The organism is Rhodococcus sp. P4_E4 (genome assembly GCF_056401575.1).
In genome coordinates, this window is record NZ_JBFUJB010000021.1 from 74,079 (window position 1) to 87,817 (window position 13,739).

The 13,739-nt window shown below is 61.6% G+C and carries 13 protein-coding genes; 9 read left to right on the forward strand and 4 right to left on the reverse strand.

The window, feature by feature from the left end; translation table 11 throughout:
- The first annotated feature begins 178 nt into the window (after window positions 1–178).
- Window positions 179–1,108 (forward strand): DMT family transporter, encoded by a 930-nt coding sequence (locus AC1DVN_RS23230; protein ID WP_070387004.1) that lies wholly within the window; start codon window positions 179–181, stop codon window positions 1,106–1,108.
- On the opposite strand, the gene AC1DVN_RS23235 is transcribed toward AC1DVN_RS23230, so the two are convergent.
- The gene (locus AC1DVN_RS23235) at window positions 1,053–1,628 is read right to left on the reverse strand and encodes a 2'-5' RNA ligase family protein (protein ID WP_230544080.1); all 576 of its coding nucleotides are present in this window, start codon (window positions 1,626–1,628) and stop codon (window positions 1,053–1,055) included. The genes AC1DVN_RS23230 and AC1DVN_RS23235 overlap by 56 nt on opposite strands.
- Here AC1DVN_RS23235 and AC1DVN_RS23240 point away from each other — a divergent pair.
- The 4 genes from AC1DVN_RS23240 to AC1DVN_RS23255 all read left to right on the forward strand — a co-directional run bounded on the left by AC1DVN_RS23240 (window position 1,594) and on the right by AC1DVN_RS23255 (window position 5,484).
- Window positions 1,594–2,691, forward strand: a complete 1,098-nt coding sequence (locus AC1DVN_RS23240; protein WP_477994255.1) for an isocitrate/isopropylmalate dehydrogenase family protein — start codon at window positions 1,594–1,596, stop codon at window positions 2,689–2,691. The two genes, AC1DVN_RS23235 and AC1DVN_RS23240, sit on opposite strands and share 35 nt — an antisense overlap.
- A 206-nt stretch (window positions 2,692–2,897) precedes the next feature.
- The gene (locus tag AC1DVN_RS23245) at window positions 2,898–3,770 is read left to right on the forward strand and encodes an ABC transporter substrate-binding protein (RefSeq protein WP_024487476.1); all 873 of its coding nucleotides are present in this window, start codon (window positions 2,898–2,900) and stop codon (window positions 3,768–3,770) included.
- On the forward strand, window positions 3,770–4,726 hold the full coding sequence (locus AC1DVN_RS23250) for an amino acid ABC transporter permease (protein ID WP_019748635.1): 957 nt from the start codon (window positions 3,770–3,772) through the stop codon (window positions 4,724–4,726). The genes AC1DVN_RS23245 and AC1DVN_RS23250 overlap by 1 nt, the downstream gene beginning before the upstream one ends.
- Window positions 4,723–5,484: an amino acid ABC transporter ATP-binding protein gene (locus AC1DVN_RS23255; protein ID WP_477994256.1), complete on the forward strand. Its 762-nt coding sequence runs from the start codon at window positions 4,723–4,725 to the stop codon at window positions 5,482–5,484. Before AC1DVN_RS23250 ends, AC1DVN_RS23255 begins: the two co-directional genes overlap by 4 nt.
- A 3-nt stretch (window positions 5,485–5,487) precedes the next feature.
- On the opposite strand, the gene AC1DVN_RS23260 is transcribed toward AC1DVN_RS23255, so the two are convergent.
- Window positions 5,488–6,333 (reverse strand): class I SAM-dependent methyltransferase, encoded by an 846-nt coding sequence (locus AC1DVN_RS23260; RefSeq protein ID WP_007728737.1) that lies wholly within the window; start codon window positions 6,331–6,333, stop codon window positions 5,488–5,490.
- Window positions 6,334–6,670: 337 nt separating this feature from the next.
- On the opposite strand from AC1DVN_RS23260, the gene rpsA reads away from it, so the two are divergent.
- On the forward strand, window positions 6,671–8,158 hold the full coding sequence (gene rpsA, locus AC1DVN_RS23265) for a 30S ribosomal protein S1 (protein WP_019748632.1): 1,488 nt from the start codon (window positions 6,671–6,673) through the stop codon (window positions 8,156–8,158).
- A 175-nt stretch (window positions 8,159–8,333) separates the two neighbouring features.
- Here rpsA and AC1DVN_RS23270 read toward each other — a convergent pair whose 3' ends face one another.
- Complete coding sequence (locus AC1DVN_RS23270) at window positions 8,334–8,549, reverse strand: hypothetical protein (RefSeq protein ID WP_003944056.1); 216 nt, start codon at window positions 8,547–8,549, stop codon at window positions 8,334–8,336.
- A 159-nt stretch (window positions 8,550–8,708) separates the two neighbouring features.
- Here AC1DVN_RS23270 and coaE point away from each other — a divergent pair, with 159 nt between their 5' ends.
- Complete coding sequence (coaE, locus tag AC1DVN_RS23275; protein ID WP_020969737.1) at window positions 8,709–9,923, forward strand: dephospho-CoA kinase; 1,215 nt, start codon at window positions 8,709–8,711, stop codon at window positions 9,921–9,923.
- A gap of 4 nt (window positions 9,924–9,927) precedes the next feature.
- Here the strand turns inward: coaE and AC1DVN_RS23280 are convergent, their stop codons facing one another.
- Window positions 9,928–10,446 (reverse strand): ribonuclease FAU-1 family protein, encoded by a 519-nt coding sequence (locus tag AC1DVN_RS23280; RefSeq protein WP_477994257.1) that lies wholly within the window; start codon window positions 10,444–10,446, stop codon window positions 9,928–9,930.
- 86 nt (window positions 10,447–10,532) lie between these two features.
- Here AC1DVN_RS23280 and uvrB point away from each other — a divergent pair, with 86 nt between their 5' ends.
- The gene (gene uvrB, locus AC1DVN_RS23285) at window positions 10,533–12,695 is read left to right on the forward strand and encodes an excinuclease ABC subunit UvrB (RefSeq protein WP_019748629.1); all 2,163 of its coding nucleotides are present in this window, start codon (window positions 10,533–10,535) and stop codon (window positions 12,693–12,695) included.
- 45 nt (window positions 12,696–12,740) lie between these two features.
- Window positions 12,741–13,616, forward strand: coding sequence for an SCO6745 family protein (locus AC1DVN_RS23290; RefSeq protein ID WP_029538185.1), 876 nt, complete (start codon window positions 12,741–12,743; stop codon window positions 13,614–13,616).
- Window positions 13,617–13,739 lie beyond the last annotated feature (123 nt).

Genomic DNA, 13,739 nt, shown 5'->3' on the forward strand with positions numbered 1-13,739 from the left:
AAAATCGTCCAAGTCTGGCTTTTCTGCCACTACTGCCACGTGGGACATTCCGTCAGGCTGGACACATGGCAATCATCGTCGTCAGCCTCTTGGTCCTACTGGTCCTGAACGTACTAGCTCTTGCCGGCCGAACGCCCGACACTCGTCACGACGTCAGTCCGCACGGAGACTTCACCCTTTGAGGGCAAGTCTGGCCTTTCAATACACCGCAGCTGCGGTGGTGTGGGGAGCCAGTTTCCTCTTCATGAAGATCGGGCTCGAAGGTCTGTCCTTCACGCAGGTAGTTCTGTGGCGCTTGGTCTTCGGTGCGCTCGCGCTGGTTCTCGTGTCAGCGGTCAGCCGGATCGGCCTACCGAGGGAATTTCGTGTCTGGAAGCACCTGGCTTTTCTCGCAGCGACGCAATGCATCGTGCCGTGGCTGCTGTTCAGTTGGGCGGAGCAAAACATGTCCTCGGGACTCGCGAGCATCTACAACGCCACCACGCCACTGATGACTATGGCTGTCTCCCTTGCCTTTCTGCCGGGGGAGACGCTGACGCGATACAAGTCGCTGGGGTTGCTTCTCGGATTCGGTGGGGTGCTGATCGTGTTGGCGCCGTGGAATCTCGGCGTTGGCGGAAGTGTGAGTGCTCAGGTCGCTTGCCTAGGAGCGACTGCGTCGTACGGAATTTCGTTTGTCTACCTCAGGCGTTTCGTGCTTCCTCTCGGCGTCGACACTCGTACGGTCGCGCTTGTGCAGATCAGTATCGGTGCTTTCGTGATGGTTCTGGCCTCTCCGGTCGTCGCAAACACGCCGATGCACCTCACGCCGGCAGTTGTCCTGTCGATGATCGCTCTAGGCGCACTGGGGACCGGGCTCGCATTCATCTGGAACACCAACGTCGTTCAGGGGTGGGGGCCGACTGCGGCGTCCACCGTCACTTATCTCAGTCCAGTGGTGGGCGTCGCTCTCGGCGCAATAGTCTTGGACGAAAGCGTTGGCTGGAATCAGCCGGTTGGTGCGCTGGCGGTGATCGCGGGAATCCTGGTGACCCGACGTGCAACCCGCTCTGTCACACCGGCGGTGTCAGTAACCATTCCGTCTTCTGTTCGCCGTCCCAGCGCCTGATCCCGCCGGTGCGCCCGTGAATCACGTCGGTGCCGAGCAGGGCGATGGCTTCACCCAGACGTGCAGGTTCGACGCGTCGGGCGAGCGTCACGTGAGGCGTCCACGCGCCGGGCTCGACGTGGGCGGGAAGTGCCGTCGAGCCAACTGTTGACTCGGCTATTTCTCGGTGCAGGTGAAGGAGTGCACGCGAAGGAACAACCGAGCGCGCCAAGACCATCTGTTTGCCGCCGAACACGACGTAGCCACCCAGCCGGACCTCGAAGTCCGGGGCCGAGAAGCGCCGCACCAACAGTTCGTCGATCTCCGCGGGGATCTCACGGGCGACGAACAGCGTGATGTGTGGACGGTTGGACGGGCTGTGATGAGAGGCCTGACTCGGTAATCCGGCGTCGGCGAGTAGCTGCCATTGTGCTCGCACTGCCGACTCACTCACCGGATCGAGGAGCAATTCCACCGACTGGACCATGGTGAGCAATGATTGCCTGATGACAGGTGCGAGCGCAATCGGTACTCCGGCCATGCGGCTGGGGCTCATGCACGGCGACGGAATCGGCCACGAAATCGTCCCGGCGACACGGCAGATCGTGGATGCGGCGCTGTCATCGGTTCACGCTCCGCCCGTCGAGTGGGTCGAGCTTCCGCTCGGGAGTACGGCCATCGACACTCACGGCACGCCAATTCCCGACGAAACCATCGATGGGTTGGGGCAGCTGCAAGGCTGGATCCTCGGACCCCATGACAGCGCGTCGTATCCCGAGAGGTTTCGCGGACAACTCACCCCCGGCGGCGTCATCCGGAAAAAGTTCGAGTTGTTCGCGAACATCCGACCGGCAGTAGCGTTCCCCGGCGTCAAGGCGATGGTCCCCGTCATGGATCTGGTGATCGTCCGCGAGAACACCGAGGGGTTGTACGCGGATCGGAACATGGCAGTCGGCAGCGGCGAATTCATGCCGACGCCAGACATCGCCCTGGCCGTCGGTGTGTTCACCCGCGCTGCATGCGAACGGATCGCACGCACTGCCTTCGCGTTGGCGTCGCGTCGGCGCAATCACGTCACGATCGTCCACAAGGCCAACGTCCTGACACTGACCACCGGCCTCTTCCGCGACGCCTGCAGAACCGTCGCCGCGGAGTACCCCCACGTAGTCGTCGACGACGAGCACGTCGACGCGATGGCGGCGCACCTCGTTCGACGCGGCGGAGACTTCGACGTCGTGGTGACCGAAAACATGTTCGGCGACATTTTGTCGGATCTGGCGGGCGAGCTGTCCGGTTCACTCGGAACCGCGCCGTCGATCAACGCTTCCGAGACGCAGGTCATGGCTCAGGCTGCGCACGGTGCAGCACCCGACATCGCCGGGAAGAACCGGGCGAACCCGACGGCACTGTTCCTCTCGAGTGCGATGATGCTCGACTGGCTCGGTGATGCGCGGGGAGATCGGTTGTTGTCTGCGGCGGCACGCCGCATTTCAGACGCGGTTCGTACGACCATCGCGTCGGGTATCGCGACCGCGGACCTCGGCGGTTTGGCATCGACCAGCGAATTTTCCGAAGTCGTGTACGCACACACTCTGCGTCGCTGATTCTTGTACGACAGGCCGGAATCTTGCGAAGTCGGCGACGGTGGAACTCCTGCCGTAACCTACCGTTCGACTGAATTTCGGATGGACGTTGCAAGTGCGGCGATCGACGAGTGGAGAGCAGAGTCGTGGTCGATGAAAACGCACGGGCACCAAGGCCACGTGGCGTGGGTTATGGCTCGAGCAGTGGCGGGCGTATCCGCACCAACGTGGTGCGAGTCCTGTTGGTGGGCTTGATCGTCGCACTGTGCGGCGGATGTGTCACCAACAACGAGGGTCTCGTTCCGGAAGGGCCGCCACTTGATGTCCAGAAGGTGCCCGAGATCGCCGCTCTTCTGCCGTCCAAGGTCACGGATTCGGGCAAGCTGCAGGTCGGCGTCAACATTCCGTACGCGCCAAACGAATTCAAGGACGCGGACGGCAACATCGTCGGTTTCGACGTCGACCTGATGAATGCCGTTGCCGCCGTGCTCGGTGTCGAAGCTGTCTTCAACCAAGCCGACTTCGACAAGATCATCCCCGCTATCCAGTCGGGAAGCTACGACCTCGGCATGTCTTCGTTCACCGACTCCAAGGAACGCGAGAAGACGGTCGACTTCGTCACGTACTACAGCGCAGGTATCCAGTGGGCGCAACGGCCGGACAAGCCAGTCGATCCGAACAACGCATGCGGGCTTCGGGTGGCGGTGCAGACCACGACCACCGAGGACATCGACGAGGTGCCTGCCAAGAGCGAGGCATGCGTGGCCGAGGGCAAGCCCCCGATCGACAAGATCAAGTACGACAGCCAGGACGACGCGGCCAACGCGCTCATCCTCGGTCGAGTCGACGCGCTGTCCGCTGATTCGCCAGTGACCGGCTATGCGATCAAGCGGAGCAAGGGCCGGATGGAAGCTGCCGGAGAACCCTTTGATTCGGCGCCGTACGGCTGGCCGATCGTGAAGGGTTCCGCCCTTGGTCCCGCCCTGCAGCAGGCAATGCAGTACCTGATCGACAACGGTGTCTATCAACAGATCGCGCAGACCTGGAGTGTCGAGGCCGGCGTCATCGAAGTATCCAAGATCAACGGCGCGGAAAGCTGATGAACATGACAACAACTGAGACCGGCGATCCGGTGCCGATCAAGGCGATTCCACTACGCAGACCTGGTCGTTGGATTGCCGCGGTCGTCGTCGTGGTCCTCTTCGGACTGTTCGTTTACGGCGCGGCGACCAACGAAGCCTTTGCATGGGGGACTTACGGTCAGTATCTGTTCGACAAACGGATCTCCGCTGGTGCGTGGACAACGATCCAGCTGACGGTGCTGGCAATGGTGATCGCGATCGTCCTCGGTGTGATTTTGGCAGTCATGCGACTTTCTCCCAACCCGGTGCTTCGTGCCGCGGCCTGGGGCTATCTGTGGATCTTTCGAGGAACCCCTGTCTACGTGCAGTTGGTCTTCTGGGGCCTGTTCCCGTCGATCTACAAGAGCATCGATCTCGGTATTCCCTTCGTACATCAGTTTGCGCACATCAATCTCCAGGACTTGCAGGCAGCGTTTCTGTTTGCGGTGATCGGTTTGGCACTGAACGAGGCTGCATACATGGCCGAGATCGTCCGTGCCGGCGTGAGTTCGGTCAACGAGGGCCAGACCGAAGCATCTGTTGCCTTGGGTATGACGTGGAGTCAGACGATGCGCCGAACCGTTCTACCGCAGGCGATGCGCGTGATCATTCCGCCGACCGGTAACGAAGTCATCAGCATGCTCAAGACCACCTCGCTCGTGACGGCGGTCCCTTACAGCTTCGAGTTGTACGGTCGAGCGCGCGATATCTCGGGCGCCAACTTCGAGCCGATTCCCCTGTTGATGGTGGCGGCAACGTGGTACCTCGCGATCACGAGTCTGCTCATGATCGGGCAGTACTACGTCGAGCGTCACTATTCGAAGGGCGCAACCCGAGCACTGACCACACGCCAGCTTCAGGCACTGGCCGACGCGCAAGGAAAAGCTACGGTAGTGGAAACGCTTCCGGATACCCCCGGAGGAGAACGCAAATGACACCCATGGTGAAAGCAGACCGAGTTTGTAAGAACTTCGGCGCACTGGAGGTCCTGAAAGGGATTTCGCTCGAAATCGACCCTGGCCAGGTCCTCTGCCTGGTCGGTCCGTCCGGGTCGGGCAAGTCGACGTTCTTGCGCTGCATCAATCACCTCGAGCAGGTCAACGCCGGCCGACTGTACGTCGACGGCGACCTGGTGGGCTACTCGGAGAAGTACGGCAAACTGTACGAACTCCACCCGCGAGCAGCGGCCAAACAACGCCGCGACATCGGGATGGTGTTTCAGCACTTCAACCTGTTCCCGCACCGCACCGCTCTCGAGAACATCATCGAAGCGCCGACGCAGGTGAAGCGCGTCAGTAAGAAGAAGGCTGTCGAACGAGCGAAGGACCTCCTCGATCAGGTCGGGTTGAGCGCCAAAGCCAACGCCTACCCGGCCCAGTTGTCGGGTGGTCAGCAGCAAAGAGTTGCCATCGCCCGCGCTCTCGCGATGGACCCGAAGCTCATGCTGTTCGACGAGCCGACGTCCGCGCTCGACCCCGAACTCGTCGGTGAAGTTCTCACTGTGATGAAGCAATTGGCCAAAGAAGGCATGACGATGGTGGTCGTCACCCACGAGATGGGTTTCGCCCGCGAGGTCGCAGATCAGTTGGTGTTCATGGACGGGGGAGTTGTGGTCGAGGCAGGCGAGCCCCGGGAACTCCTGGCCAATCCGCAGCACGATCGGACCAAGGCGTTCCTGTCGAAGCTGCTGTAGCCGTCAGGGTTTGACGGCGCTGAAAATTGCAGTGCCCGGAAAGAGTTGGCCGCGCAGGGGACTCCACTGTCCCCATTCGCGGTCCAACCACTCCGGCCATTCGGGCTCGATGATGTCGCGCACCTGAAGTCCGGCCGCGACGATCTCACGAACCCGGTCGCCGATGGTGCGGTGATGCTCGACGTAGGTGGGGACTCCGTTGTCATCGACCTCGACATACGGAGTGCGGTCGAAGTACGGGAGGGTCGCGGTCAAGCCCTTCGGCCCGGGATCGTCGGGGAAGATCCATCGGATCGGATGGTTGACGGCAAAGACCCACGATCCGCCGGGACGCAGAACCCGGGCGACTTCGTTCATCACTCGCTGCGAATCGGCAACGAACGGGACGGCGCCGAACGCGGAACAGACGATGTCGAAACTCTCGTCGGCAAACGGCAGGAGTTCCGCACTTGCCTGAATCAACGGGACTGCCGGTCCGCCGGCATTCATCGCGTCCTGCCCGCGGGCGAGCATCCCCATCGAGATGTCGAGACCGACGGCCCGAGCACCGTGTCCGGCGAGCCATCGGGCACACGGCGCCGAGCCGCAACCCACTTCCAATATGTCTTTGTCGACTATGTCGCCGAGTAAGTGGTGATCGCCCTCGTGCAGCCCTTCGGGGCACCAGACGAATTCACCTTCCGCGCTGTTCACGCCCAGAAACTCGCCGTGGGTTCGGTGGTAATCGTCGGCGTCGGCGTCCCACCACGCACGGCTGGCACGGTCGCTGGCACTGGAATCGACACGGACCCGGCCGACACCGCTGGTGCCGAGAATGGAATTGGCGGCAGCATGGCGCTCGTCAGACATGAACAACACAGTAGAACGGGCGATGCGGGCGCAGGGTACCCGGGTTTGCCCGGCAAGATAGCCGACGCGTAGTCTTACTCACGCGAGTGTCTGTCATCCGACCGATTGTCTATACGGGATCTTTACCAAGGTCTCGAATCAGTTGGACCGAGGGAGCTCGCGGTGCGCTTCCGTGGTGTGGAATGTGATCCGGTATTCGGTTGTTCGTTATTGATGCAGCTGGGTACTTCGATCTAGTACTTCACAAAAGTACTTCCAACATTTGTACGCCACAGTTGCGCATCTCGTCCGACAAAATCCATCAACCGACCACAACTCGTCCGGAGCAATTCAACATATGCCCTCCACAACCGTCACCTCGCCGCAGGTTGCCATTAACGACATTGGCTCCGCCGAGGACTTCCTCGCCGCCATCGATGCCACGATCAAGTACTTCAACGATGGTGACATCGTCGAAGGAACCATCGTCAAGGTCGACCGCGACGAGGTTCTGCTCGACATCGGTTACAAGACCGAAGGTGTCATCCCTTCTCGTGAGCTCTCCATCAAGCACGACGTCGACCCCAACGAGGTCGTCTCCGTGGGAGATGCGGTCGAGGCTCTCGTCCTCACCAAGGAGGACAAAGAAGGTCGACTGATCCTGTCGAAGAAGCGCGCTCAGTACGAGCGTGCCTGGGGCACCATCGAGGAGCTCAAGGAGAAGGACGAGGCCGTCAAGGGCACCGTCATCGAGGTCGTCAAGGGCGGCCTCATCCTTGACATCGGTCTTCGTGGCTTCCTCCCCGCTTCGCTCGTCGAAATGCGTCGCGTCCGCGACCTCCAGCCGTACGTCGGCAAGGAGATCGAGGCCAAGATCATCGAGCTCGACAAGAACCGCAACAACGTGGTCCTGTCGCGCCGCGCATGGCTCGAGCAGACTCAGTCCGAGGTTCGCAGCGAATTCCTGCACCAGCTCCAGAAGGGCCAGGTCCGCAAGGGCGTCGTGTCCTCCATCGTCAACTTCGGTGCATTCGTGGACCTGGGCGGCGTAGACGGTCTGGTTCACGTTTCCGAGCTGTCTTGGAAGCACATCGATCACCCGTCCGAGGTTGTCGAGGTCGGCACCGAGGTCACCGTCGAGGTTCTCGACGTCGACCTGGACCGCGAGCGCGTCTCCCTGTCGCTCAAGGCGACGCAGGAAGATCCGTGGCGTCAGTTCGCCCGCACGCACGCCATCGGCCAGATCGTGCCCGGCAAGGTCACGAAGCTGGTTCCGTTCGGTGCATTCGTGCGCGTCGAAGAGGGAATCGAAGGCCTCGTTCACATCTCGGAGCTCGCTGAGCGCCACGTCGAGGTTCCGGACCAGGTTGTCGGCGTCGGCGACGATGCACTCGTCAAGGTCATCGACATCGACCTCGAGCGTCGTCGTATCTCGCTGTCGCTGAAGCAGGCCAACGAGGATTACAACGCCGAGTTCGATCCGTCCAAGTACGGCATGGCCGACTCGTACGACGAGCAGGGCAACTACATCTTCCCCGAGGGCTTCGATCCCGAGACCAACGAATGGCTCGAGGGCTTCGACAAGCAGCGCGAAGAGTGGGAGAACCGCTACGCCGAGGCTGAGCGTCGCCACAAGATGCACACCACTCAGATGGAGAAGACCGCTGCAGACGAGGCCGCTGAGGCTGCCACCGCTGCTGCCGGCTACTCCTCGGAGACGGCTGCTGCAGACGATGCTGAGGCTCCGGCTGCTGCCGGCTCCGCTCCGGCAGAGTCCGCTGGCGGATCGCTTGCCAGCGATGCGCAGCTCGCCGCACTTCGCGAGAAGCTGTCGGGCAACGCATAAGGATTACCGCTTGATCTGATCAAGCGAGATCTGTGAAGAACCCCGTCCCTGCACTTGCAGGGGCGGGGTTCTTTCTAGGTCACGTATCACTGGCACGCGAAGAATTCAGTGAGTGAACGCAAAAATGACCGGCACCGAAGGGTTGCCGGTCATTTTTGTACGTCGTGAAGAGAACTCAGTTTGCGGGAGCAGGCACCCAGTAGGTGGCGGTCGCTTCGGCTGTGCGCTTACGCATCGATGCGAAGCTGTGTCGGCCTTGGCTCACGAGCATCGTGAACCACGTACGACGGTGCTCTGCCAGGGCAAAAGCAACTTCGGGAAACTCTATGCAGTGCACGCCGTTCGGCATTCCGAGGCGGTGCTGACCGTGATGGTCGCGATCTGCTCGCATGGCGTCCACTTTCTCGAGAAGGTGCAGGTACAGGTGCGTTCGCTAGAACATAACCGCACGGTCACCGAAATTGTGGTATTTGAGCCTCGAACGCCTCGGCGTGTTCGATCGGTAGGCGTGTCTCAATCTCTCGGGCGCGGAGATGAGAGACTGTCGAGTGTGTTGAGAGTAGGCCTCACTGGAGGCATCGGAGCCGGTAAGTCGACAGTGTCGAAAATCCTCAGCGAACTGGGAGCCGTCATCGTCGACGCCGACCTGATCGCCCGAGAAGTGGTCGAGCCCGGTACTCCTGGCCTGGCCGCTCTGGTCGATGCATTCGGCGACGGGATTCTGTCCGAGGACGGCAGCCTCAACCGCCCCGCGCTGGCCTCGTTGGCGTTTGCCGACGACACGTCACGCGGAACTCTCAATGGCATCCTCCATCCACTTATCGGTGCGCGGACGATGGAGCAGATCTCGTCTGCGCCGTCGGATGGAGTGCTCGTTCAAGACATTCCGCTGTTGGTCGAGGGTTCGATGGCGCCGGCGTTCAACCTGGTCGTCATCGTCTACGTCGACGAGGAGGAACGAGTTCGACGCTTGGTGGGCTCACGCGGTATGCCGGAATCCGACGCTCGTGCGCGCATCGCAGCGCAGGCACATGACGATCAGCGTCGTGCGGTTGCCGACGTGTGGCTCGACAACAGCGGAGAGCCGGGTTCACTCGACGACGTGGTCCGCGACCTGTGGGCGAATCGACTTGTACCTTTCGAGAAGAACCTCCGCGAGCGCACGGTAGTACGTGCACTGCCGGAGCTGGCTCCAGCTGACCCGTCGTGGCCGGCACAGGCCGAACGGATCATCGGCCGGTTGTCGCTGGCGTCCGGCGACCGCGCGCGCCGTATCGATCACATCGGATCGACCGCGGTGCCTGGTCTCGATGCCAAGGACGTGATCGACATTCAGATCACTGTCGAGCACCTCGGCGTTGCCGACGACCTCGCGGAAGATCTGGCCGCTGCCGGGTTCCCCCGGATCGAGCACATCGTCGCCGACGACCCGAAACCGTCGTACCTCGGTGGTGAAACTGATCCGGCGGTGTGGGCAAAGCGGATTCACGGCAGTGCCGATCCAGGGCGCCGCGCGAATATTCACATTCGGGTGGACGGTTGGCCCGGTCAGCAGTTCGCGATCCTCTTCCGCGACTGGCTTCGCGCCGATGCGTCGGCGCGTGCCGAGTATGCCGAACTCAAGGTCAAGGCAGCCGAGAGTGCCGCAGGCATCGACGACTACGCCGCTGCGATCGACGCCTACCTGGGAGTCAAGACGCCGTGGTTCGACGCCGCTTTCCACCGGGCGTGGGAGTGGGCCGAGAAATCAGGCTGGTCCCTCTAACCGCTCAGCGCCACGTGACCGGCATGCCCACCGAGGTGAGCCAGGCGTCGAGATAGTGACCGTGGGCGGCGATGCCGTCGATAGCACGGGCGGCGTTCAGCATCGCGCGCTCTGACGTCTTCGGGTCGAGAATCCCGGCGGTGTWCGCCTCGAGCAATTCGTCGACGTCGAGCAATTCGACGCTGCGTCCGGTCTGCACGATCAGGTCGAGGTAGTGGTCCTCGGAGGTCCAGACATGCTCGCCGCGGATGAAGTCGCCGATGTCGACATAGAAATCCCAGTCGCGGACATGCTCTGGTGTGAAGTGGAAAATCGATGCTCGAATTCCGAGTTCGGGAATGATCCAGGACTCCAGGTAGTGAAACCGGGGATGGTCGGCGTGGCGCGCCATGTACAGCCCCCACGGTTCTTCGCGGTAGTGCTCGACCGGGCGAACGAAACCCTTGGGATCGACGTTGGTGCGAGCTGCGATGTCGAAGGTTTCGACCTTCGGCCGGTGAATGTGGGGACGTTCCTCGCTCATGGTCGAAGAACCTACCGCCGAACTGCATTTTCGGCTGAACGCGGACGAGCAGGCATTGTGTCGGTGGGTGCGCCTACCCTGGTTTCATGGCGTTTGCTTCCGAACATCCCGTGGTCGCGCATTCCGAGTTTCGGCCGGTTGGTGACATCGAGCGCTCAGACGCGCGCTTCGAGGTCGTCAGCCCGTACGAACCGGCAGGCGATCAGCCGGCAGCTATCGCCGAGCTTGAAAAACGGATCAATGAGGGAGAGAAGGACGTTGTCCTCCTCGGTGCGACCGGTACCGGTAAGTCCGCGACAACAGCGTGGTTGATCGAAAAGCTGCAGCGCCCGGCTTTGGTGATGGCTCCGAACAAGACCTTGGCGGCTCAGCTCGCGAACGAGCTTCGGGAAATGCTTCCCAACAACGCGGTCGAGTACTTCGTCTCGTACTACGACTACTACCAACCCGAGGCGTACATCGCCCAGACGGACACTTACATCGAGAAGGATTCGTCGGTCAATGACGACGTCGAGCGGCTTCGCCACTCGGCAACGTCCAGCCTTCTGTCACGACGGGATGTGGTCGTGGTGGCCTCGGTGTCGTGCATCTACGGCCTCGGTACACCGCAGTCGTATCTCGATCGCTCGATTCAGCTCGACGTCGGTGTCGAGGTACCGCGCGATGCGTTCCTCCGTCTGCTCGTCGACGTTCAGTACAACCGCAACGACATGGCGTTCACGCGAGGTTCGTTCCGCGTGCGCGGCGACACGGTCGAGATCATTCCTTCCTACGAAGAGCTGGCGGTCCGCATCGAATTCTTCGGTGACGAGATCGAGGCGCTGTACTACCTACATCCACTGACCGGGGACATCGTTCGCCAGGTCGACACGGTTCGCATCTTCCCGGCGACGCACTACGTCGCCGGTCCTGAACGCATGGAGCGTGCAGCCAAGGACATCGAGGCGGAACTGGAAGAGCGGCTCGCGGAACTCGAGGGCAAGGGCAAGCTTCTCGAAGCTCAGCGTCTGCGCATGCGAACGCAGTACGACCTAGAGATGATCAAGCAGGTCGGATTCTGCTCCGGCATCGAGAACTACTCGCGCCACATCGACGGCCGTGGCCCCGGAACTGCCCCCGCAACTTTGATCGACTATTTCCCCGAAGATTTCCTACTGGTCATCGACGAGTCACATGTGACCGTTCCGCAGATCGGCGCCATGTACGAGGGTGATATGTCGCGCAAGCGCAACCTGGTCGAATTCGGATTCCGGCTACCGTCGGCAACCGATAACCGCCCTCTGACTTGGGAAGAATTCAGTAAGCGGATCGGTCAGACCGTCTACCTGTCGGCGACGCCCGGTAAGTACGAGTTGGGTCAGTCCGGCGGTGAGTTCGTCGAGCAGGTGATTCGCCCGACCGGATTGATCGATCCCGAGGTCATCGTCAAACCCACCAAGGGGCAGATCGACGATCTCGTTCACGAGATCCGCGAGCGTGCCGAACGTGACGAGCGTGTGCTGGTCACGACGTTGACCAAGAAGATGTCGGAAGACCTGACCGACTACCTTCTCGAACTCGGAATTCGCGTCCGGTATCTGCACTCGGATATCGATACACTCCGGCGAGTCGAGCTGCTCCGGCAGCTCCGCCTGGGTGAGTACGACGTGTTGGTCGGCATCAACCTCCTGCGTGAGGGACTCGACCTCCCCGAGGTGTCGCTGGTCGCGATCCTCGATGCCGACAAGGAAGGCTTCCTCCGTAGCTCCACCAGCCTCATTCAGACGATCGGTCGAGCGGCTCGAAATGTGTCCGGTCAAGTGCACATGTATGCGGACAAGATCACCGCATCCATGGCGCAGGCCATCGAGGAAACCGAGCGGCGGCGCGAGAAGCAGGTCGCCTACAACGAGAAGATGGGCGTCGACCCACAACCTCTACGCAAGAAGATCGCGGACATTCTCGATCAGGTGTACGAGGAGGCAGAGGACACTGCGGCGTCCGTGGACGTCGGTGGTTCGGGCCGCAATGCGACGCGTGGTCGGCGTGCGCAGGGTGAGGCCGGTCGTGCGGTCAGTGCCGGTGTGTACGAGGGGCGCGACACCAAATCGATGCCTCGGGCCGAATTGGCAGATCTGGTGAAGGAACTCACCGATCAGATGATGAACGCTGCACGCGATCTTCAGTTCGAGTTGGCTGGGCGATTGCGAGACGAAATCTCGGATTTGAAGAAGGAGCTCCGAGGGATGGACGCCGCGGGTCTCAAGTAGGTCGCCTCGCGTGGGTTCGTGCTCTCGACCGCTACGGTTTCAGGTATGGATGCACAGACTGCAGGCAAGACCGCGCGGACGCTCGAACTTCTCCACTCGTTGGCGTACTTCGTCCCGGAGACGGAGAAGGAGCTTGTCGGCGTCGGGTTGGAGCCCGGCCGAATGGTGTACTTCGCAGGGCGATCAGCACCGCTCGGCGCTCCACCGGCGACTGTCGTCACGGCCACCTTCTTCAACTTCAATCCCGAACTGATCGCCAGCGTCATCCCACGTGCCTGGGAATTGGCAAGGCCCACAGAGGTTGTCGCCGCGCGGTATCGGGCAATCGACGCGGCGTACGTCCGCCTGTTCGGTGCGGACGTGACAGGATCGGCAGACATGGCCGAGGCCGCCGAACTCGTGTCGATCGCGGCTCAGAACATCCCCGGAGTGGACGGCCGCCCCCTGTATGCGGGTTGGGCGTCGCTCGACTGGCCGACCGAACCGCACCTGCGTTTCTGGCACGCGCTGACACTGCTGCGTGAGTATCGCGGCGACGGCCACATTGCGGCTCTTCAGACCGCGGGATTGAACGGCCTGGACGCGTTGATCACGCACACCGCGACGGGAATCGGGTTTCAGCGCAAGTTCGCGCAGACTCGCCGCGGATGGTCGCAGGAACAGTGGGACGAGGCCGTCGAGAGTTTGAAGGACCGCGAACTGCTGGATCGTTCGTCCGGTGCACTGACCGAGGACGGGCAGGAACTGCGTGACGTCGTCGAAGACCTGACGGACGACCTCGCTTTGGCTCCGTGGGATGCGCTGGGTGAGGAGGGTGCCAAGCGGTTGCTGGAATTGGCGACGCCGTGGCGTACCGCCCTGGTCGAGCAGGAAGTTTTTCCGGCGGCGCTGTTCGGGCCCCGCTTCGGCAAACTTCGCTGAGTGGTCACCGCCGCACAAATGTGTCTGTGACGAAGAATCACATTCATTGTGGGCTTGTGGCGTGTACTGCAAATAACACTATCCGCGGCACAATCCCGCTAATGTCAGCGCAGCGGTTGTCGA

Excerpts from the sequence above, each read along its gene's own strand:
- AC1DVN_RS23240 (WP_477994255.1), top strand. The coding sequence starts at position 1,594 with ATGACAGGTGCGAGCGCAATCGGTACTCCGGCCATGCGGCTGGGGCTC.
- AC1DVN_RS23235 (WP_230544080.1), bottom strand. The coding sequence starts at position 1,628 with ATGGCCGGAGTACCGATTGCGCTCGCACCTGTCATCAGGCAATCATTG.
- AC1DVN_RS23250 (WP_019748635.1), top strand. The coding sequence starts at position 3,770 with ATGAACATGACAACAACTGAGACCGGCGATCCGGTGCCGATCAAGGCG.
- AC1DVN_RS23255 (WP_477994256.1), top strand. The coding sequence starts at position 4,723 with ATGACACCCATGGTGAAAGCAGACCGAGTTTGTAAGAACTTCGGCGCA.
- AC1DVN_RS23260 (WP_007728737.1), bottom strand. The coding sequence starts at position 6,333 with ATGTCTGACGAGCGCCATGCTGCCGCCAATTCCATTCTCGGCACCAGC.
- rpsA (WP_019748632.1), top strand. The coding sequence starts at position 6,671 with ATGCCCTCCACAACCGTCACCTCGCCGCAGGTTGCCATTAACGACATT.
- AC1DVN_RS23270 (WP_003944056.1), bottom strand. The coding sequence starts at position 8,549 with ATGCGAGCAGATCGCGACCATCACGGTCAGCACCGCCTCGGAATGCCG.
- uvrB (WP_019748629.1), top strand. The coding sequence starts at position 10,533 with ATGGCGTTTGCTTCCGAACATCCCGTGGTCGCGCATTCCGAGTTTCGG.
- AC1DVN_RS23290 (WP_029538185.1), top strand. The coding sequence starts at position 12,741 with ATGGATGCACAGACTGCAGGCAAGACCGCGCGGACGCTCGAACTTCTC.